At 54.5% G+C, this 20,473-nt stretch carries 18 protein-coding genes; 9 read left to right on the top strand and 9 right to left on the bottom strand.

Annotated features, from left to right (window positions below):
• Positions 1 to 20 precede the first annotated feature (20 nt).
• On the bottom strand, positions 21 to 602 hold the full coding sequence (locus tag ACR0MQ_RS10495; protein ID WP_170774307.1) for a YceI family protein: 582 nt from the start codon (positions 600 to 602) through the stop codon (positions 21 to 23).
• A gap of 98 nt (positions 603 to 700) precedes the next feature.
• Here ACR0MQ_RS10495 and ACR0MQ_RS10490 point away from each other — a divergent pair, with 98 nt between their 5' ends.
• The 5 genes from ACR0MQ_RS10490 (at position 701) to fcl (ending at position 5,308) form a co-directional block, all read left to right on the top strand.
• A complete protein-coding gene (locus ACR0MQ_RS10490) occupies positions 701 to 1,225 on the top strand; it encodes an RNA polymerase sigma factor (RefSeq protein WP_480607955.1) in 525 nt (174 codons plus the stop codon).
• Positions 1,222 to 1,959 carry a hypothetical protein gene (locus ACR0MQ_RS10485; protein ID WP_010441511.1) on the top strand — a complete coding sequence of 246 codons (738 nt, stop codon included), beginning with the start codon at positions 1,222 to 1,224 and terminating at the stop codon, positions 1,957 to 1,959. Before ACR0MQ_RS10490 ends, ACR0MQ_RS10485 begins: the two co-directional genes overlap by 4 nt.
• Before the next feature lie 59 nt (positions 1,960 to 2,018).
• A complete protein-coding gene (locus ACR0MQ_RS10480; RefSeq protein WP_170774302.1) occupies positions 2,019 to 3,101 on the top strand; it encodes a hypothetical protein in 1,083 nt (360 codons plus the stop codon).
• Positions 3,102 to 3,195: 94 nt separating this feature from the next.
• The gene (gene gmd / locus ACR0MQ_RS10475; RefSeq protein WP_480607952.1) at positions 3,196 to 4,320 is read left to right on the top strand and encodes a GDP-mannose 4,6-dehydratase; all 1,125 of its coding nucleotides are present in this window, start codon (positions 3,196 to 3,198) and stop codon (positions 4,318 to 4,320) included.
• Position 4,321: 1 nt separating this feature from the next.
• Positions 4,322 to 5,308, top strand: coding sequence for a GDP-L-fucose synthase (gene fcl, locus ACR0MQ_RS10470; protein WP_480607950.1), 987 nt, complete (start codon positions 4,322 to 4,324; stop codon positions 5,306 to 5,308).
• Positions 5,309 to 5,341: 33 nt separating this feature from the next.
• Here fcl and ACR0MQ_RS10465 read toward each other — a convergent pair whose 3' ends face one another.
• From ACR0MQ_RS10465 to ACR0MQ_RS10430, 8 genes are all read right to left on the bottom strand, one after another.
• The gene (locus ACR0MQ_RS10465) at positions 5,342 to 6,418 is read right to left on the bottom strand and encodes a DUF2793 domain-containing protein (RefSeq protein WP_480607947.1); all 1,077 of its coding nucleotides are present in this window, start codon (positions 6,416 to 6,418) and stop codon (positions 5,342 to 5,344) included.
• Between the two features lie 192 nt (positions 6,419 to 6,610).
• Positions 6,611 to 8,047, bottom strand: coding sequence for a mannose-1-phosphate guanylyltransferase/mannose-6-phosphate isomerase (locus ACR0MQ_RS10460; RefSeq protein WP_480607944.1), 1,437 nt, complete (start codon positions 8,045 to 8,047; stop codon positions 6,611 to 6,613).
• Between the two features lie 70 nt (positions 8,048 to 8,117).
• Positions 8,118 to 9,011: a UTP--glucose-1-phosphate uridylyltransferase GalU gene (gene galU, locus ACR0MQ_RS10455; RefSeq protein WP_170475110.1), complete on the bottom strand. Its 894-nt coding sequence runs from the start codon at positions 9,009 to 9,011 to the stop codon at positions 8,118 to 8,120.
• Positions 9,012 to 9,264: 253 nt separating this feature from the next.
• Positions 9,265 to 11,070, bottom strand: a complete 1,806-nt coding sequence (locus ACR0MQ_RS10450; protein ID WP_170774291.1) for an ABC transporter ATP-binding protein — start codon at positions 11,068 to 11,070, stop codon at positions 9,265 to 9,267.
• 1 nt (position 11,071) lies between these two features.
• A complete protein-coding gene (locus tag ACR0MQ_RS10445; RefSeq protein ID WP_170475103.1) occupies positions 11,072 to 12,001 on the bottom strand; it encodes an ABC transporter permease subunit in 930 nt (309 codons plus the stop codon).
• 11 nt (positions 12,002 to 12,012) lie between these two features.
• On the bottom strand, positions 12,013 to 12,936 hold the full coding sequence (gene oppB / locus ACR0MQ_RS10440) for an oligopeptide ABC transporter permease OppB (RefSeq protein ID WP_170774288.1): 924 nt from the start codon (positions 12,934 to 12,936) through the stop codon (positions 12,013 to 12,015).
• 66 nt (positions 12,937 to 13,002) lie between these two features.
• Positions 13,003 to 14,631 carry a peptide ABC transporter substrate-binding protein gene (locus ACR0MQ_RS10435; protein WP_170774286.1) on the bottom strand — a complete coding sequence of 543 codons (1,629 nt, stop codon included), beginning with the start codon at positions 14,629 to 14,631 and terminating at the stop codon, positions 13,003 to 13,005.
• Positions 14,632 to 15,020: 389 nt separating this feature from the next.
• Positions 15,021 to 16,256, bottom strand: coding sequence for a lytic murein transglycosylase (locus ACR0MQ_RS10430; RefSeq protein WP_480607937.1), 1,236 nt, complete (start codon positions 16,254 to 16,256; stop codon positions 15,021 to 15,023).
• Between the two features lie 132 nt (positions 16,257 to 16,388).
• Between ACR0MQ_RS10430 and ACR0MQ_RS10425 the strand changes: the two genes are divergently transcribed.
• The 4 genes from ACR0MQ_RS10425 to ACR0MQ_RS10410 are packed head-to-tail and all read left to right on the top strand — an operon-like array spanning position 16,389 to position 20,386.
• Positions 16,389 to 17,351 carry a cytochrome ubiquinol oxidase subunit II family protein gene (locus tag ACR0MQ_RS10425; RefSeq protein ID WP_480607934.1) on the top strand — a complete coding sequence of 321 codons (963 nt, stop codon included), beginning with the start codon at positions 16,389 to 16,391 and terminating at the stop codon, positions 17,349 to 17,351.
• The gene (locus ACR0MQ_RS10420; protein ID WP_480607931.1) at positions 17,348 to 19,438 is read left to right on the top strand and encodes a cbb3-type cytochrome c oxidase subunit I; all 2,091 of its coding nucleotides are present in this window, start codon (positions 17,348 to 17,350) and stop codon (positions 19,436 to 19,438) included. The genes ACR0MQ_RS10425 and ACR0MQ_RS10420 overlap by 4 nt, the downstream gene beginning before the upstream one ends.
• Positions 19,435 to 20,067: a cytochrome c oxidase subunit 3 gene (locus ACR0MQ_RS10415; protein ID WP_170544129.1), complete on the top strand. Its 633-nt coding sequence runs from the start codon at positions 19,435 to 19,437 to the stop codon at positions 20,065 to 20,067. Before ACR0MQ_RS10420 ends, ACR0MQ_RS10415 begins: the two co-directional genes overlap by 4 nt.
• Positions 20,060 to 20,386 carry a cytochrome o ubiquinol oxidase subunit IV gene (locus tag ACR0MQ_RS10410; RefSeq protein ID WP_170475091.1) on the top strand — a complete coding sequence of 109 codons (327 nt, stop codon included), beginning with the start codon at positions 20,060 to 20,062 and terminating at the stop codon, positions 20,384 to 20,386. Before ACR0MQ_RS10415 ends, ACR0MQ_RS10410 begins: the two co-directional genes overlap by 8 nt.
• The last annotated feature ends 87 nt before the right edge of the window (positions 20,387 to 20,473 follow it).

Raw genomic sequence — 20,473 nt, 5'->3', positions numbered from 1 at the left:
CCCCGTACTTTGGTTGATCTTCAGGTATCGAGATTGAACATCAGTCTTGCAGTCACTGGTACAGTACGAGTGATGCTGGGAAGTTGCGCCAGCTCCATTAGCTTGTCGACACCTGCTGAGACGCCCGCATCCTCGGTGCTGATGAAGACCATATCGTTGGTTGACACCATGACAGTGTCTTCGGCCACGCGCAAAATGAACATATCGGTGTAGAACTCAACCTCGGTTCCCGCCAAGGACAGTTTGGCATCCACTTCAACCGTGTTGCTGGAACCCACATCCAACTTGGACACCTCATCCAAATCAATCTCTGCGGTCAGTGTGGCTGTTGCTGCCTTGCGGAACACATGTTCGATCATCCGCTCGTTGCGGATATCGATATTCGTTTCGACCGAGGACAGGTCGATATCGATCTCAACTTTGCCATCCTCGCTGACATGGCCTGATATATTGGTGAAGGAATTGACCTCGCCCACATCGTCGATCTTAACCGTGCCATAGGCCAGATGAGAGGCGCTGGGATTCAGTGTCCAATCTGCGGCCAGCGCGGGACCTGCAACAAAAGCCGACGCAATCGTGATTGTTTTGAACAGAAGTTTCATTTCATTCCTCCAGAGTCTATGACAGTTCAGACCAAGCGGGCCCGGTCCCATGACAAAGCAAACACACACAGGTCGCGATTTATTCGATGAGTGTTGAGATGAGCACCGAACAAGCCGTGCGCGGCGCGATCCAGACCCATTCGAAACGGGTTTGGCGGTTTGGATTGGCGCTGTCGGGTGCGTCGGATGTTGCGGACGATTTGCTGCAGGCAACAGCCTTACGGGCTTTGGAAAAGCACCATCAGGTAACTTCATATGATCGGTTGGACAGCTGGCTGATGACGATCTGCCGCTCGATCTGGTTGAACGAGATACGGGCACGGTCTGTGCGCAAGGCGCAAGCATTGTCGGTTACACCTGAGGCGGAATTGGTTGAACACGGGCCCGACTCAGAAACGAATATTTTCGCCGCTCAGGTGTTTACTCAAGTGATGCAACTGCCAGAGGTGCAGCGCGAAACGGTGATGCTTGTATTCGTAGAAGGGTACAGTTACCGCGAAGCTGCGGCCATGCTGGATGTTCCCATCGGCACAATCATGAGCCGGTTGTCCAACGCCCGGCAGAAACTGAAAACCGTAATGCAGCACGAAGCGGACGACGCGGTGCAACGGAGTGGCAAATGAAGTTTTCCGACGAAACACTTCTGGCCTATCTGGAGGGCAGCCTTGATGAGGCCGAAGTCCACGCCATCGAAGCGGCCGTGGCAGAGGATACGGGTCTTGAAGCCCGCTTGATGGCGTTGGATCCGTTTGCCCCTGTTGTGCAGCAGGTTTTTGATGACGTCCCGGCTGAGGTTCCTGAAATTGATCTGCCTGCGCCCACTCCGCAGCAATACAAATCAGGACCTCTTCGATTGCTGGCGGTTGCGGCTTCGGTTGCCGTTATCGCAGTATCCGCAACCTTCTGGGTGACGCGTCCGAAGGCTTTGGGCTGGGCAGAGCAAGCCGCAATTTATCAATCACTCTATTCAGCCGAAACGATTGCTGATCTGGATAACTCTCCGCAAAAACTGGACGCGCAATTTGCTCAGGCTGAGGCTCAGCTCGGCCGACCCTTAAATCGGGAGGTGCTGGAAAATCTTCCCGGCCTCGACCTGAAGCGCACACAGGTTTTATCATTCAAAGGCAAGCCATTGGTTCAGGTTGTCTTTGCTGATGCACAAGGAAATCCATTTGCGTTCTGCGTGATCCGGCAAGGTCCAAATGCCCCATCGAAGGCAGTTAATCTTGCAGTGCTGAGCGGCCTGTCAACCGCGACATGGGCAAAAGATGGGTATGGTTATATGCTGTTGGGTGGCGATCGCGAGACAGATCTGAGTGGAGAGCTGCATGCTCTGACCGCGGCCTTTGCGGGTTGATTATCGGGATTTCGGGAAACCCCTTGTGAACTTCGGCAAATGCTCGAAGAATGTCAAATATGAAGCCGATCCCTCAAGAACCGGACCCAGACGATGATGAGGCCCTGGACGCAGGGCCGCGCAGCATCTATGATACCGATCCACCGGATGAAGAGGATCTATGGTTTCTCCCTCCACCGGATGAAGAAGATCCTGAAGAATTTCTTCCGTCTGTCCCAAGGCCTGATCAAAGCCTCCTTTTTGATCCAAGGGATTGGCGCGCGGCTCAATCTGAACTGTCCGCTGAACTTGCTGATCTGGCCGTGACTTTCGGGGCGCTGGATGAACGTTTGCGCGCAGGGCCGAAAGGATGGGGTCACCGTCTGGCCTTGATGGAAGTGTCGGATTTGGGCTGGTGGACCGGAGACCGGATCAGTGTCGACCGTCTTGCGCTATGGATCGGATTGCGGATCGGTGCGACGGGTGATGACGTTCAGGCGTTGTACCGGGCAGGCTGGGCGGTGCGGCGACTATCCTCAGGTGCTGGGCCATCAGAGGGCGGATGGAACCCTGGGCTGACCGCTTTTCTGGATCGTCAGGCCCAGGGCATCGAGGACGCCCCTGAGACCGTGATAGATCTGGCCGAAGTGATGCGAAATGTGGCTGCGTTGCACCCGGTGACCCAGGCTGCAATCGGGTTCCACGCGTGGCGCGCTCTCTCGCCGGGCATTGGACAGGATACCGAAGCTGCCGTTATTGCAGCCCGCCATGCGGCATCGATGGGGCGAGGTGGCGCATTGTTCATGCCGCTTTCCTTGTCGGGACCGGGTGCGTTGCGCGGTGCAGGCTCATTGGATGAAAAACTATCCGCCTGGATAGGCGGGGCAGGTCAGGCCTCGCTTGCAGCTTTGCTGCATCTGGACCGGATCAGCGCCTGGGAAGGACGTGCCCGCGAGGCTGTATCAGATCTGAGTGGGCGAACTCCACCAGTGTTGATCGACGTGCTAACAGCTTGGCCGATGGTGTCGGCACCATTGGCCGAAGAGCTGACCCGGGCCTCGCGCGCGGCGGTACAGCGAAATCTGGATAAATTCAGCGACAGGGGGCTGATCCGCGAGTTGACAGGGCAGTACCGCTATCGAGTCTGGACAGCGGCATTATAACTGATCTTTCGAATTCCCCGTTAGCTTGCATTTGGCCGAGTCTTGCTGTTTCTGGAAGGATAAACAGGCGAAGTAGAACCATCGGGGCGCAATCATGAGCAAATCAGCACTGATAACCGGTATTACGGGTCAGGATGGCTCTTATCTGGCCGAGCTGTTGCTTGCCAAAGGCTATGACGTTCACGGTATCAAACGTCGCGCATCGTCTTTCAATACGCAGCGGATTGATCATATCTATCAGGATCCGCATGAACCAGATCCCAGACTGCATCTGCATTATGGTGATCTAAGCGATACCTCGAACCTGACCCGGATCATTCGGGAAGTGCAGCCCGACGAGGTCTATAACCTTGGTGCGCAATCCCATGTTGCGGTGAGTTTTGAATCGCCTGAATACACTGCGGATGTGGATGGGTTGGGTACGCTACGCCTGCTCGAAGCGATCCGGTTTCTGGGACTGGAGGGCAAGACCCGGTTTTATCAGGCCTCCACCTCAGAGCTCTATGGTTTGGTGCAGGAAACACCGCAACGCGAGACAACGCCTTTTCACCCGCGCTCACCCTATGGGGTCGCCAAGCTGTATTCATATTGGATAACAGTAAATTATCGAGAGGCTTACGGGATGTACGCCTGCAACGGTATTTTGTTCAATCACGAAAGCCCCCGGCGTGGTGAGACCTTTGTGACTCGTAAGATCACTCGTGGCCTTGCAAACATCGCGCAAGGTTTGGATGACTGTTTGCATATGGGTAATATCGATAGTTTGCGCGATTGGGGGCACGCGCGGGACTATGTGAAGATGCAGTGGCTGATGCTGCAACAGGAGACGCCCGAGGACTTTGTAATCGCCACCGGCAAGCAGTATTCCGTGCGCCAGTTCATCGAATGGTCTGCCAGCGAGCTGGGTTTGGTGCTGGAGTTTTCAGGGGAGGGTGTCGAGGAATTTGCGATTGTTCGCGAAGTAGTAGGTGATAAGGCGCCTGCCCTGAAAGCTGGCGATATCGTGATGCGGATCAACCCGCGTTACTTCCGACCGGCCGAGGTTGAAACGCTGTTGGGAGACCCGTCCAAGGCCAAGCAAAAACTAGGTTGGGAACCCGAGACCTCTGTGCAAGATCTATGCGCCGAAATGGTTGCCGAAGATTTGGAAATCGCACGGCGCAATGCCCTGCTCAAAGAACACGGGATGGCTGCGCCAGTCACACGGGAAAACGGCTGAAATGGGCAGTTCGCGCAGAATATATGTAGCGGGTCATCGCGGCATGGTTGGAAGCGCGATTCTGCGAAGGCTGCAGCAGCGCCAACAGGCAGGCGAAAAACTCGAGCTAATCACGCGGACGCGGAGCGAATTGGATCTGACCGATCAGGTTCAGGTTCAGAATTTCATGCGTGCAGAACGTCCGGACATCGTGATTTTGGCCGCCGCCCGTGTTGGCGGTATCTATGCGAACAACACATATCCGGCGGATTTCATCTACGAAAACCTGATGATCGAATGCAATGTGATCCATCAGGCGTTTTCGGCGGGTATAAAAAAGCTGCTGCAACTTGGAAGTTCCTGCATTTATCCGCGCGCAACACACCAGCCAATGCGCGAAGACGCGCTTTTGACCGGGCCGCTGGAGCCGACAAATGAACCTTACGCCATCGCCAAGATTGCCGGAATCAAGCTTTGTGAAAGCTATAACAGGCAGCACGGCGTAGACTATCGGTCCGTCATGCCGACGAACCTTTATGGCCCCGGAGACAATTTTCACCCTGAAAACAGTCACGTGCTCCCAGCACTGATCCGACGTTTTCACGAGGCACAGCGTGATGGGCTAGATGAAGTTGTCATATGGGGAACCGGAAATCCGCGACGCGAGTTCTTGCATGTTGAGGATATGGCCGAGGCGTCGTTGTTTGTATTGGACCTGCCGCGCGAGGTATATGAGGCAAACACTGATCCAATGTTAAGCCACATTAATGTGGGTACGGGCAGCGATACATCGATCGCAGACCTCGCAACGATCATTGCGGGTGTCGTCGGTTTCACTGGCCAGATCACGTATGATCCAGACAAACCGGATGGCACGATGCAAAAACTGATGGATGTATCGCGCCTCGCAGGTATGGGCTGGAGTGCTGGCATCAGTCTTAACGACGGAATTCGCCAGACCTATGCGTGGTTTCTAGATCAATCAGAAACCGATCTGCGCGAAAGGTGACCGCCCGCGCAATGGCCCGGACGGTCTGAGCTGTCAGAACCAGCGGCCGATGGCGATCATTGATGGTTCAATATTTGTGGCATCCGAAATTGCCGCCAGCACCTGGAATGTCGCTTGTGTTTCCGATGGCGTGTCAAATCCTACAAACCGCCCGAGCCCGCCACCATTCCCGCTAAGGGCTGGTTTGCTGCCAGCGGCAAAAGCGATGGGAAAATTCCAGTTGGCAGAACCGCTGGTGAACAAGGCACCGGTTGCGGTCGTACATCCGACAGCATCAAGAGTTGTTGTACAAATTTGGGTACCGTCAGCAAATCGCGTGTAGTCTCCATTTGTATTACTGCCATGCTCGATCACAGCCCCAGAAGGTACACCACTGTTTTGTGACACTGTGCCCAGTACGTTGCCCGGCCCGTATCCATAATCTGCCCGCATCAGGCGACCAGGCGTGGTATCATTGGCGCTGCTCTGTATGGCTGCGCCACCCGCTATACCAGATGAGGCGTCAAACCATAGTGCTTCAACCCAGATCCCGCCATCTGGCGAGACTTTGATCGAGAACTCCGTGTTGCCGGAAAGGCCCATCTCGGCGTGACCGGTCCAGTTGGATTGAAACAAAAGCGAGGCCGTGTCGCCGTCGCTGGCTTTGTTGACCTTCAACTGATGACCACCACCTTCATGGGTTAGCAACGTCGCAGGGCTACGCACCGCCAGCCGATTGGTGCTGTCGGATCCGGTTGCGACGCCAATTCCTGGCAGATTCTGCAAATCGACAGGCGGGTCGATCCAGGCGGATCCGTTCCAGATTTTCAACTGATCCGAGCTTTGGTCCCAGGCCCGCCAGCCCAAATCCGGCGCAATGAAATGCCATCCGTTGTCCAGCCACGCCGCCAATTGGCCGTCGTGACCAGCCCATGCCCCCGTGGGCGCCGTGCCAAGCGCGTGCGTCTCCCCCTGATCGGGCGCAGCGGGCGGTATTGTCGCGTCGATGGATACTACGCTCAGTTGGACCAAAAGATCGAGTGTACGCAGCGCCTCGTTATGGGTCACGTGTTTCTGGGCCTGAGACGGTTGAATAAAGGGCAGGTTCAAACGGGGTGAGTTCTGTGGCACGGGCGTCCTCCTGAGATGTCGCTTGGCAATGATCGCGCGCCACCCTGCCGCAATATTAGTGAAACCCACCTGACGAACCCGAACGTTGGGTTTTTGATTTGTTAGGATTTGAGAAATGTCGAAAATCCATCTGCATTGCAGATGGCGGGATTTAATCAGAGATGAACGGCGACTAGCGCCTACTGACCTAAGTCAATTACGCGCATAAACATCTTCATAGCGAATAATGTCGTCTTCACCCAGATAGGTCCCGGTTTGTACTTCGATCAGGACCATCGGGACTTTGCCGGGGTTCACCATCCGGTGAACCGCACCCAAAGGCACATAGACCGACTGGTTTTCTGACACCAGCTGAACATCGTCATTTATCGTCACTTCGGCGGTGCCCTCCACGACGATCCAGTGCTCGGACCGATGATGGTGAGATTGCAGACTCAGCGATGCACCGGGATGGACATGGATACGCTTGACCTGGAACCGGTCTCCGATGACGAGGCTTTCGAACCACCCCCAGGGTCGATGATCGACGGGCAGGGATTCCGCCTGCTTGGCGCCTTTTGCTTTCAAGGCTGCGACGGCCTGTTTGACATCCTGCGCGCGGTCCATGCTGGCCACCAGAACCGCATCGGGCATCGCGACTGTAATCACGTTTTCCAGCCCCATCGCCACGACCTCCTGTGCAGGAGATTCCGAGCGCACCAGCACATTGTGGCAATCAATGGCAGTGACTTCACCTGCGGTAGCGACCCCATTTGCATCAGGGTGGCTGAGCTCCTGCACCGCCGACCAACTGCCTACATCTGACCAACCGGCTGCATAAGGAACAACGCTGAGGTTGCTGGCGTTTTCCATAACCGCATAGTCGATCGATATGTCCTGAACTGAGTTCCAAGCGATGGGGTCAAGCCGCAGAAAGCCCAGGTCAGACTGCGCCTGATCAACAGCGTTCTGAACCGGAGCTACAAGATCCGGCGCATGTTGGTCATAGGCCGCAAGGATATCGCGGACCGCAAACAGAAAGATGCCGGAATTCCAAAGGTAACTACCTTCGGACACCATCGTTTCGGCGCTCTTCAGGTCGGGCTTTTCAACAAATCGATCGAGAGGAATCGACGCACCTGACGCGTCGGGAATCTGCCGAAGTTTGAGATAACCATATCCAGTCTCTGGCCGGTCAGGCGTGATTCCGAATGTAACAAGGTCTCCGCGCTCATCGATCGTACGGATACCTTCTGCAACTGCCTCGTGAAAGGCCTGAGCATCCGGAATGACGTGATCGGACGCCGCCACCAGCATCAATGCATCGGGATCGCTGGACGAAAGGTGCAGAGCTGCCGCCAGGACAGCCGGAGCGGTGTTGCGCCCTTCAGGCTCAATAAGGATCGGGCCTGGGTCAATTCCAACGGCCATCAACTGCTCTGGTACAACGAAACGAAATGCTTCATTAGTTAACAGCAACGGCTTTGCGTAAGGCGTTTCGACGGGTCCTTTAAGACGCTTTGCACATTGCTGCAAAAGGCTGGTTTCACCAATCAGCGGCACGAATTGTTTTGGGTAGCTTTTGCGCGACAGGGGCCATAACCGTGTTCCGGAGCCACCGCATAAAATTACCGGATAGACGGTCCTCATGCTGCCCTCGCTCTCTGTGTTCTTGGGGTCGAGCTATTGCAATGAATGCCAACTGGTTGAAGCATCTTACCTATTGCGCGGCCTGGTCCGACGAAACGATATCATGCAGATACTGACTTAAATCATCACGCAGATCGTCGCGGGCCAGCGCAAACGATACCGTGGCCTGAAGGAAACCGGCCTTTGAGCCACAATCAAATCGTTGGCCTTCGAATTTGTAACCAAATACAGGAACGCCATTTCCGATATCCTCGGCGATCGCGTCAGTCAGCTGGATTTCGCCTCCGCTGCCTTTCTTCTTCTGGTTCAAATTGTACAGTACCGAGGGGCCCAAAATATAACGACCAATGACGGCGAGATTTGATGGTGCCTCCTCAGGTTTTGGCTTTTCAACCATACCCTTGGCTCGGACAACCGTACCGACGTTTTGGCCTGTATCCAAAATACCGTAAGAGCTTGTCTTTTCGTTTGGAACTTCCATCGCAGCAACCATATTGCCGCCGGTTTCCTCATAGGCCTCGACCATTTGCTGCAGGCAGGGTTTGCCAGCAGCAATAACATCATCGGGCAGCATTACTGCAAAGGGCTCATCTCCGATCAGTCGCCGTGCACACCAAACTGCATGTCCAAGCCCCAGCGCCTTGTGCTGGCGAATATAGGCGATCGCGCCGCTTTCCATATTGGTCGCGTTCAATATCTCAAGCAAATCGTCTTTGCCCTTGGATTTCAAGTCCTGCTCCAACACAAGGTTGTGGTCAAAGTAATCCTCAAGCGCTGACTTCCCGCGTGACGTCACGAAGATAAACTCGGTGATCCCGGCTGCCCGCGCTTCGTCAATTGCATATTGAACCAGCGGTCTATCGACCAAAGTCATGATCTCTTTTGGCACCGATTTGGTCGCCGGTAAAAAGCGCGTCCCCATACCCGCGACGGGGAAAATAGCCTTTGTGACTTTGCGTGCCATGTTACCTCATGATTTCCATAGTCTGCCCGTGCGCTTTGTAGGCGCTGGGATCCTCACATAAAACTTAAATTCGCATCAATCAATCTCACCCGACAGTAGTGCAGCGGGCACGATGGAATCTGCCATTAACCTGCATACAGAGTCAAAACGAAACACACCCAAACGTGGTTCTAGCGAAGGTACACAGAGTACTTGGTGCGCTGAAAAGTAGGATTCGCGCCCCTGAAACCTTCAAGCTTCGGGGCGCGAATAGTCAGGAGTTAGCCATAATCGCATCAAGCGGATCATGTTCGGCAACCAAATGGTCAGGAGCGATTTCGCTAAGCCGCGGAACATAGTCCGTTTCGCCCGAGGACAACTTGCTGGGTAAGAAACGCAATGTGGCCTTGGGATCCATCGGGGACGGTAATTCACCCGGTATTTTAAGCCTTTGACGGTTACGCTCAACATCCGGATCAGGAATCGGAACCGCCGAAATCAGGGATTTGGTGTAGGGGTGTATTGGTTCAGAACATATCACTTCACCATCGCCCAATTCGACAATGCGACCCAAGTACAAAACCATGATTCGGTTAGACACTGCGCGTACAACTGACAGGTCATGACTAATGAAAATCATCGACAAACCGAACTCTTGTTGCAATTCTCGCAACAATTCCACGATCTGGGCCTGAATGGACACATCCAGTGCCGAAACGGCTTCATCGCAAATGATCAACTTTGGTTTGTTGATCATTGCCCGAGCGATTCCGACGCGCTGATTTTGCCCACCTGACAGTTCATGTGGATAACGGTTGATCATATTGGTTGGCAGGCCAACACGTTCCATCATCTCGGCGACCAGGTCCTTGCGTTCGCGTTCCGTCAGGTCTGGGCGATAGGTTTTTAATGGTTCCGCGATTGAGGCCGAGATTGTCATCCGTGGATCAAGGCTGGCGAGTGGATCCTGGAATACAATCTGAAGATCCTTGCGGTATTTGTTCAACTCGGACCGTTTCAACCCGACGATCGGATGGCCCAGCCAGCTGACGTTGCCCGCACTGGGTTCGATCAGTTGTAGAACCGCCCGCGCCAGCGTGGACTTGCCGCAACCGGATTCACCCACAACACCCAGCGTTTCGCCCTTGCGAATATCAAAGCTGACACCATCCACGGCCTTGAGAGGCACCTTGTGGCCGAACAATCCGCCCGGAACATGGATTGGGAAATGAACCTTGACGTCGTCAACGCGCAGCAGTGGCTCTTCGGTCTTACCCAAGGCTTTGGGCGCGTCACCGGCGTCGATGCGAGGCATCGCCTCAAGCAGGGTGCGGGTGTACTCATGTTGCGGTGCGCGAAAGACTTCACGGGTTTCCCCGGCCTCGACAAATTGACCAAGGCGCATGACCTGTATGCGGTCACACATCCGCGCGACGACGCCCATGTCATGGGTGATCAAAGCAATGGCTGTGCCTTCGTCTTTTTGCAGTCGCACCATCAGGTCCAGAATGTCGGCCTGTACGGTGACGTCCAGCGCCGTTGTGGGCTCATCCGCGATCAGCAATTTCGGGTTGCACAGCATCGACATGGCAATCATGACCCGCTGGCGCATCCCGCCCGACAGCTCGTGCGGGTACTGATCCAGTCGCCGTTTCGCCTCGGGGATGCGGACGCGATCCAGCCATTCAAGGCATCGCGCTTTGGCGGCAGAGCCCTGCAAACCCTCATGCACTTGCAACACTTCGCGCATCTGTTGACCGACTCGCAAATGCGGGGTCAGGGCGGTGAGCGGATCCTGAAAGATCATACCGACATCATCGCCGCGGATGCGGTTCAGCTTGTTCACTGGCAGGTTCAGGATTTCCTGACCGTTCAACATGGCAGACCCGATTGCGCGGCCCGCCGGAGGCAATAGCCCCATCGCTGCCATGAAGGTCTGGCTTTTGCCCGACCCACTTTCGCCGACGATGCCCAGACACTCGCCTGGATTGATGTCGAAACTGATGCCCTTGACGGCTTCGACGATGCCATCTGGAGTATCGAACTGCACGCTCAGGTCTTTGATGGAAAATAGACTCATATCAGCGATCCTTCGGGTCCAGCGCGTCACGCAAACCATCACCGATGAAAAACATGGTGATGATGATGGCGACGTAGAATGTCAGGGGATAAAGAAGCTGCCACAAAGTGCCATAGCCCATAGTCCCGGCACCTTCGGCAATCAGGCGGCCCAAAGAGGTGTAGGGTTCAGAGATCCCGAGACCTAAAAACGAAATGAAGCTTTCGGTCAGGATCATTTCGGGCACCAACAGCGAGGCGTACACGATCACAACGCCCAACAGATTGGGCAGAATGTGGCGATACATGATGGTAAACTCACTGACACCGGCGGCACGAGCGGCTTCGATGAATTCGCGGTTCTTCAGCGTCAGGGTTTGCCCCCGAACGATCCGCGCCATGGTCAGCCAACCGACTGCACCCAACGCGATGAACAGCATGAAAAAGGACCGCCCTGCCACGACCAGCAGAAGGATGATGATCAGAGTTGCCGGGATCGCCAGAAGTATGTCGACAAAGCGCATCATGGCGCTGTCGGTACGCCCTCCGATATAACCAGCGGCAATGCCATAGCAAGTGCCAACGATCAACGCAGTTGCAGCCCCAATCAGACCAACCAGTAGCGATGTGGTGGTCGCCTGAATGACACGGCTGTAAAGGTCGCGCCCCAGATCATCGACACCAAAATAGTGACCAGTCTCGATCGAGGGCATTCCCATGCCGCGTACGTCACCCATAACGTTCCAGTCGATCTCTTCATTGGACCAGGCTGCAAAATATGGTCCGATAATCGTGAACAGCACGATCAGACCCAAAACAAAAACACTGGCCATTGCGGCCTTGTTGCGGACAAAACGCATACGTGCGTCCTGCCAGAGCGAGCGCCCCTGAATGACCGTGTAATCAGTGATTTCTTCGGCCAGATGGGCGGCTTTTTGAGATTTTCCTAGCATGAGCCTGCCCCTCAGTAACGAATTTTTGGATCAAACCAGGCATAAGCCAGGTCGGTCAGAAGGTTCACGACAACGGTCAATGCGCCATAGAGAATGGTGACCCCCAGCAGCACCGCATAGTCACGCGATAGTGCAGAGCCCACATAGGCCTGACCCAGACCACCGGTCGAGAAATAGATATCGACAAAGACTGAACCCGTAAGCACGTAGACGAACACCGGCCCGAGATATGAGACAACCGGCAACAACGTAGGTTTCAACGCATGACGCCAAATTACGGTTCTGGTCGGCAAGCCCTTGGCGCGCGCGGTACGGATGAAGTTCGAGTTCAGAACCTCGAGCATCGACGAACGCGTGATCCGTGCAATCGAACCCATATAGGATGTTGCCAGCGCAATCACCGGCATGACCAGATATTGCCATTGACCTCCGTTCCAGCCGCCTCCCGGCAACCAGCCCAGCCAAAGGGTGAAGGTAAGGATCAGGATCGGCCCCATGATGAAGTTTGGCAGAGCTTGCGCCGCGATACCAAGGCCAACGGCGAAATAATCGATCCAGCTATTGTGTTTGATCGCGGCTGCGATCCCAAGGCTTACACCAACGGTTGTTGCGACAAGAAATGAAAGCGAGCCATAGGTCAGAGAAATCGGAAACCCTTGGGCGATGATATCGTTGACGTCCCTGTCCTTGAATTTGAAGGACGGGCCAAAATCAAAATGCACGACGATGTTGTACAGGTAGTCCCAGAGCTGTTTCCACAACGGTTGGTCCAACCCATAGCGCGCCTCAATATTGGCCAGAACCTGCGGCGGCAGCGGTCGTTCTGAGGTAAATGGCCCACCGGGTGCTACGTGCATCAAGAAAAAACAGGCGACGATCAGCAACAGGATCGTCGGAATGGCGATCAGCAGTCGCCGCAGACTGTAGGCAAGCATTTCATGCCCCCATGTTTATTAGCCCTGCCCCGGAAACCTCCGGGACAGGGCGTGGTTCTATGGCGATTATTCGGCGACCTTGTACAGGTTCTTCGAATACCAGTTCTGCTCGACGTTGTTGACGGGCCAGTTCCCTACATCGCTGTCCATCATGTAAACGCCTGCATAGTGATAGATCGGGATTACAGGAGTTTCCTGTGCAATAATCCGCTCTACTTCGGTATAAAGCGGTGCCGGATCGTCCGAAGTTTTGGCTTCGGCCAGCAGCTCATCAACGCGTGCGTTGTTGTACTTACCGTCGTTGTAACCGGAATCCGATTGCAGCAGATCAAGGAAGGTCGAGGCTTCGTTATAGTCGCCACACCATGCGCCGCGAGCCAGCTCGAAGTTCTGGTTACCGCGCTCTTCCAGGAACACTTTCCATTCCATGTTTGCCAGCTCTGCATTGACGCCCAGCTTCTGTTTCCACATCTGGCTGAGTGCTACGGCCACTTTCTTGTGCGCCTCTGAGGTGTTGTAAACCATCTCAAAGCTCAGCGGATTATCCGGACCATAGCCCGCTCCTGCCAGCAACTCTTTTGCAAGTTCATCGCGCTCAGCCTGGCTCATCGAAGCCATCTCCACGTCAGGAACCGTAAAGTTGGCAGTGGCGGCGGGTGCGAACGTGTAAGCCTGGGGCTGACCACCAGCCATCACTTTTTCAGTGATGATCGCGCGATCCACGGCCAGGGACAGTGCCTGACGGACGTTGGGGTCCTTGAACGCTTCGGGACCGCTGTCAGAGACGTTGAAGGTATAATAATAGTTGCACAAACGAGGGAAGCTGATGGCTTCATCCGGATGCTCCTGCTGCAGGCGCGGGAACTGACCAGCAGGAACTTCGGTGCGATCCAACTCACCCGCAAGGTAGCGGGTCAGGGCGACATTCTCGTCATTGATGACCAATGCCACAACTTTTTCGATAATGGTGTTGTCATTGTCCCAGTACATCTCGTTGCGCTCACGCACCGAACGTTCCTGTGGCAGATGCTCGGTCAGGACATAGGCGCCGTTCGATACGATGTTTTCCGGCTTGGTCCATGCATCGCCGAATTCTTCAATCACTTTCTGCGGCGCAGGGAAGGTTGTCGAATGCGTGGTCATCTGAGGGAAATAGGGGAGGGGCGTGCTCAGTGTGACTTCTAGAGTGTGGTCGTCAATGGCTTTGACACCCAGATCATCAACTGATTTTTCACCCGCAATGATCTCAGCCGCGTTTTCAATCGACATCAGTTCCATGAACCACGCGTAGGGCGATGACAGCTCAGGATCGACAGCACGTTTCCATGCAAAAACGAAGTCACCTGCGGTAACCGGATCTCCGTTTGACCATTTCGCGTTATCGCGGAGGGTAAACGTATACACATCCTTGGTGTCATTGACCGAGAATTCGGTGGCAACGCCGGGGACCAGATTACCATCTTCGTCCTGGTTCATGAGACCTTCGAACAAGTCGCGCACGATTTCGGCGCCCGACACATCTTCAACCACTTGCGGGTCGACCGAGCTGTGCTCATCCAGAATGCGATAGATAAACGTCTGATCATCCGCCAGCGCTTCGCCGGTTTCGGGGTGGGTTCCTGCGGCGATTGCTGCGCCAGTTATGATGGTCGAGGACAACAGCCCCGCCAATGAAGTACGGACAATTTTGTGCATGTGATTACTCCCATTATTATGTGGCGTCGGGCTATCCTGCTATTGCAGCGGATACCCATCTACCTGTGTGTCTCCGACAATTGCCGTGCGTTCACCTTGATCTAGATCGCGGCAGGGTCCAAATTTCAGACCATTTCCATTGGGCAGCGTCGGAAAGCCGATTGCGAAAGTTCTCTTTCACTGCTGCAAAATCTGCTGGTTTTTGGAGAAAGGTAAAGGGTTTTAAGTCGCATTGCCGGCTCAAAGATCGATTGAAACCGTAACGTAAGGGAGCATCGAAAGATTATTCTGAAACGCTTTGCTTTGGTGACATTTTCGTGAAGTCATACAAATTGCAAAGGGCGAATGGGTTTTCGTCAACACGCGCAAATGGCGAATCAGGGCAAATTTCAGGGCTTCAGCGCCGCCTTCAAACGGTCATTTGGAAAACACGTCGGCGCACGGCCTGATGCGGCTTGCCAGCGACCGATCGAACGCCGGGTTTTATATCCAGGCAGACCATCGATGCCGCCGACATCATGACCCTGTTCAACAAGCACTTGCTGCATTGTTGCGATATCCGACCGATAGAGGTTGCCGACGTCACCCCAGCGCCCGTGAAAATCGCCGACACCGTATTGGATGCGATCGCCGACATGGCCCACAAACAAAGCGTAGAGGTCACTGTTATTATAGTCTTTGAGGACATAAAAATTAGGCGTGACGATGAAAGCCGGACCGCTGCGACCTGCGGGCATCATCAGATAACCTTCGGCGGCCAGTTCGTGCGCTGGAAAAGGTTTGCCAGAAACACGGCTGACGCCCATTGCTGCCCAATCCCGGATAAGACGCCCTTGATCGGGCCCCTCTAACGCGCATGAAACGGTATTGGGCAGATTAACCTCAAATCCCCAATCGCGATCCGCAATCCATCCGTGCTCTTCAAGATAGGCTCCAATCGACGCAATAGTATCTACGGCTGAACCCCAGATATCCGCTCTGCCATCGCCGTCGCCATCGCGCGCATAGGTCAGAAAATTTGTTGGCATGAATTGTGGCTGACCCAATGCTCCTGCCCAACTGCTCTTTAGTTCTCTTCCTTGCGCATGACCCGCTTCGGCAATTTGCAGTGCTGCGATCAGTTCTGCGGTGAAATAGTCAGCGCGCGTGCTCATGAACCCTTTCGTGCTCAGAACCTGAAATGCATCGTGTCGGATCGGCACCTGACCATATCCACTCTCGCGCCCCCAAATGGCCAGAATGATGCGTGCTGGCACACCGGTTTCAGCTTCAACGCGTGCCAGGGTTTCTGCGTGACGCCTGGCCATTTTACGGCCGATCGACGTGGCGCCCTGTACGGATCCGGCATTAAAATACCGACCCGGCGAGCCAAACTCGGCTTGACGCTGCACCTTTGGTGTTTTTTGAGGGCTGCCCGGTGGCACCAGATCCGGCAGATCCCAATTTAGTTTCACCCCATCAAAAGCTTGCCGAAAAGTTTGCTTGGAAACACCCTTTGCCTTTGCTTGTGGCCAGACGGTTTGTTGCAGCCAGCTCTGAAACTGACGTTCAACAAAAACACGATCCTGCGCCAACAAAGGAGCTGCCAGAACAATCAGGAAGAGAACAGTGAAAACGAAACGCATGGAACCGATCTTGCGCGCCCGTGACGTGGTGTCAACAAGCGCCTTTAGGAGCAAAATTGCAAAAGTCCTTGAGAAAATCCGTGACTCTGTCGATAGTTGCCGGGAACCCCCGCCGTAAGAGGATCATCAGGCGTGACCTTTTCCCGGATGTCTTCGATCGCAGTGTCCGCTCTGGTGACGCTAGTTGCGCTGTTGCTGACAGTGCAGGCAGCTGGGGCAAGTGATAGTTTCATCGACCCACAGGGGCCAATCGCCGAGATCCAAAAAAAGCACCTTCTGCGAGCGACCGCTCTGATTTTGATTGCGGTGATCCCGGTTTTGGTCTTGGTGCCGCTGGTCGCCTATCGGTATCGCCGACGTAAAGGTGGAAACGCATGTTACAAACCGCACTGGGATTTCTCTGCAAAGCTTGAGGTATTGATGTGGGGTGTACCGGTGCTGATTGTGGCGATCCTGTCATTCTACCTTTGGAAAACCACATACCGTCTCGATCCCTATGCAGCCCCTTTCGGGGAGGAACCTGCCTTGCGGGTGCAGGTGGTTGGCCTCGATTGGAAATGGCTGTTCATCTACCCCGATCTTGGAATCGCCACAGTCGGAGAGTTTGGCATCCCCATCAAAAAGCAGGTCGCGATTACGCTGACGACCGACACAGTGATGCAATCGTTTATGATCCCTGCGTTGGCTGGGCAAATCTACGCCATGCCTGGCATGACAACGCAACTGCATGTGGCGGCCGACACGCCCAATACGATGCAGGGTGAGAACACGCAGTATAATGGTCGCGGGTTCACCAAGCAGAAGTTTCTAACGCAGGCTATGCAACCCGTGGATTTTGAGGCCTGGGTTGCCAGCGTCCGGGCGCATGGTATTCCGTTGACAGAAGACACGTATCAGACACTGGCCATGCGTACGGATCGGGACGAAGTTCAGGCGGCGTTAGGAACCGAACTCATGCCGCTGAACGCGCTTTATTTTACGCTGGAAGAAGGTGATTTGTTCCGCTCGATCCTGCATCGTTATCACAGCGGTGAGCCTCTTGCCCTTGACCAGCAACCCGGCACCACTGCGTTCGGGTCGGAGGCAAAACAATGACTTCAGTCGAGACTGGCATTTTGGGTCGCCTGAGTTGGGATGCGTTGCCGATCACCGGGCTCATCCGGACGCCCGATGCCAATGAAATCATCGCCAACGCTGCGGCCGTAATAGTGATAGTGGGCGTTTTGACGGTGCTGTTCCTGCTAACGTGGTTTCGCCTTTGGAGCCCTCTCTGGCGGGATTGGTTGACCAGCGCTGATCACAAGAAAATCGGCATCATGTATATCGTCTTTGCCATCGTCATGCTGGCACGGGGCGTGTTGGAAGGTGTTGTGATGCGGGCTCAACAGGCGGCAGGGCCGGGAGACGGATTTCTGGAGCCCGAACATTTCGCCGAGCTATTCAGTACCCACGGCACCATAATGATCTTCTTCGTTGCCGTCCCCTTTGTCTTTGGAGTGGCAAACTATCTGGTTCCGTTGATGATCGGCGCGCGGGACGTTGCATTTCCGGTTATGAACCAAATCAGCCTTGGCCTGATGGTATCTTCCGGCATGATGTTGATGGTCTCGCTGGTGGTTGGCGAGTTTTCGACCGGAGGTTGGACCGCATATCCGCCCTACACAGGCGCCGCGTTCAATCCCGGCGTCGGGCCGGATTATTGGATTTGGGCCATTGTTGTCTCGGGCGTAGGCACCACTCTCACTGGTATCAATTTTGCCGTTACAATTTACAAGCTGCGTGCACCTGGGATGAAATTCATGCGGCTGCCGATGTATTGCTGGACGATCATCTGTAGCTCAATCCTGATCGTCTTTGCCATGCCGCCCCTTGGCGTGGCTGCGCTGTTGCTGGCCGCTGATCGTTATCTAGATTTCCATTTCTTCACCAATGATCTTGGTGGAAACATGATGAACTATGCCAACCTGTTTTGGCTGTTCGGTCACCCAGAGGTCTATCTGCTGGTCCTGCCTGCTTATGGCATCTATTCCGAAGTCTTTGCCACTTTTTCGGCCAAGCGTCTCTATGGCTATAACTCGCTGGTCATTGCCACGATGTCGATTGCAGTATTGTCTTTCACAGTATGGCTGCATCATTTCTTCACCATGGGCCAAAGCGCGCTGATCAACGCGGTATTCGGCATTGCGACGATGCTGATCGCGATCCCAACCGGTGTGAAAGTCTATGACTGGATGGCCACGCTCTATCGCGGGCGGATACGGTTTTCCGTTCCGATGCTCTATGGTCTAACCTTTTTGATGCTGTTCGTGATTGGTGGCCTTAGCGGGGTAATCCTGGCCAATCCGACGATTGACTATCAGGTCCACAACACGTTGTTCCTTGTGGCGCATTTCCACAACGTCCTTTTGCCCGGAGTACTGTTTGCGCTGCTCGCGGGCTATAATTACTGGTTCCCGAAAGCCTTCGGTTTTCGCCTCAACGAATTCTGGGGACGCGTCTCAGTCGTCTGCTGGACCGTGGGTTTCTTGCTGACTTTTATGCCGCTTTACTTTGTTGGTTTGATGGGAATGCCGCGCCGGTCCTACAGTTGGGAGGACCCGAGTTTTCACCCCTACATGATCATTGCCGTAATTGGTGCATTGGTCATCACCTGCGGGTTGTTCTCGATCCTCATTCAACTTTGGGTCAGTATCCGCAATCGAGAAAAAACCCATGCTCCGATAGGTGATCCGTGGGACGGGCGTACACTGGAATGGTCTATCTCGTCTCCGCCACCGCCCTACAACTTTGCCATCATCCCGGAGGTCACCGACCGCGACAACTTTGCCGCCGCCAAAGAGCGCGCTGAAGCTTATCCCAAACCTGAAGCCTATGAAGATATCGAGATGCCGCGCAATACCGGCATCGGATTCATTCTCTGCGTGCTCAGCGGTGTCTGGATGTTCGCGCTGGTTTGGTGGATTTGGTGGCTGGCGCTCCTGATGACGATTGCTATCATCCTGGCAATTATCATCTGGAGCTTTGATACCAGCACCGAAATCATCATTCCTGCCGAAGAGGTCCGCAAAGACCATGAAGCTTGGCTGGACCTTGTCCATAGCACTGCAGCAGTGGATCGCGATTATGAAATCGCCCCAGAAAATCGCGGTCTCGCACGCCCGGATATGGAGGCCGTGACATGAGGCGCGCACCCACGCAAAGCTATCCGGGCATCAACCTTGGCGAAGGCCATGCGAGCGCCCACAAAGCCACCGAGGTTGTCACTTTTGGCTTCTGGGTCTTTCTTATGAGCGATCTGGTCTATTTCGGCCTGATGTTCGCGATCTACATCACGATGATTGATGCACAGTCCGGTGGGCCCGGACCACATGAATTGTTTGATCTGAAAAGCATCTTTGCTCAAACCCTGATATTGTTGACCAGCAGTCTGACCGTAGGGCTGGCGATGCTGGCCTTGAAATACAACTTGCCGCGGGCGCGGATCGTTCTGTGGTTTGGGGTAACACTGATGCTTGGGCTTAGCTTTCTGGTTCTGGAGATCCGTGATTTTCTGAACATGGCAGCCCAGGGCGGTATCCCTCAGCGCAGTGGATTTTTGTCGGCTTTCTATGGCCTTGTGCCACTGCACGGTCTGCATGTCGCGTCGGGGTGTCTGTGGCTGATCGTCTTGGGCATTCAGCTAAGAATGTTCGGACTAACTGACTTGTTGATGTCCCGTATGGTGCGACTGGCATTGTTCTGGCACTTCCTTGATCTGATCTGGGTCGGCATCATCACAATTGTGTATTTCGGAGGGCTGACCTATGGATAGACGCGCTGACCTGCACAAGCGAGAGCGTCGCCGATATGTTATCGGATATGGTGGGTCTCTTCTGCTGACGCTGGCGGTCTTCTTAATCGCTCACCGATACGGGATTGAAACCAAAGGGGTCTATCTTAGCATCGGCCTACTGGGCTTGGCACAGTTGGTTGTGCAGTTGGTGTACTTTCTTCATATCGACAGGCGGCGCAGCAGCCGAGAGGATCTGGACCTGATCCTTTTCTCAACGCTGGTCTTATTGATTATCATCGGCGGGACGGTCTGGATTCTAGGTAATTTGGCCATTCGGATGCACATGCAGATGATGTGATCCGCCAAGCCCTGACCCGCTTGTAGCCGCATCAGGAATGGTTCTTCGCACCACTATCATTGGTTCCATAACCGGTAACTCGATTGG

This window comes from Ruegeria sp. AN6, from assembly GCF_056540425.1.
The sequence above is the reverse complement of the archived record's forward strand: the minus strand, read 5'-3'. Positions and strand labels throughout refer to the sequence as shown.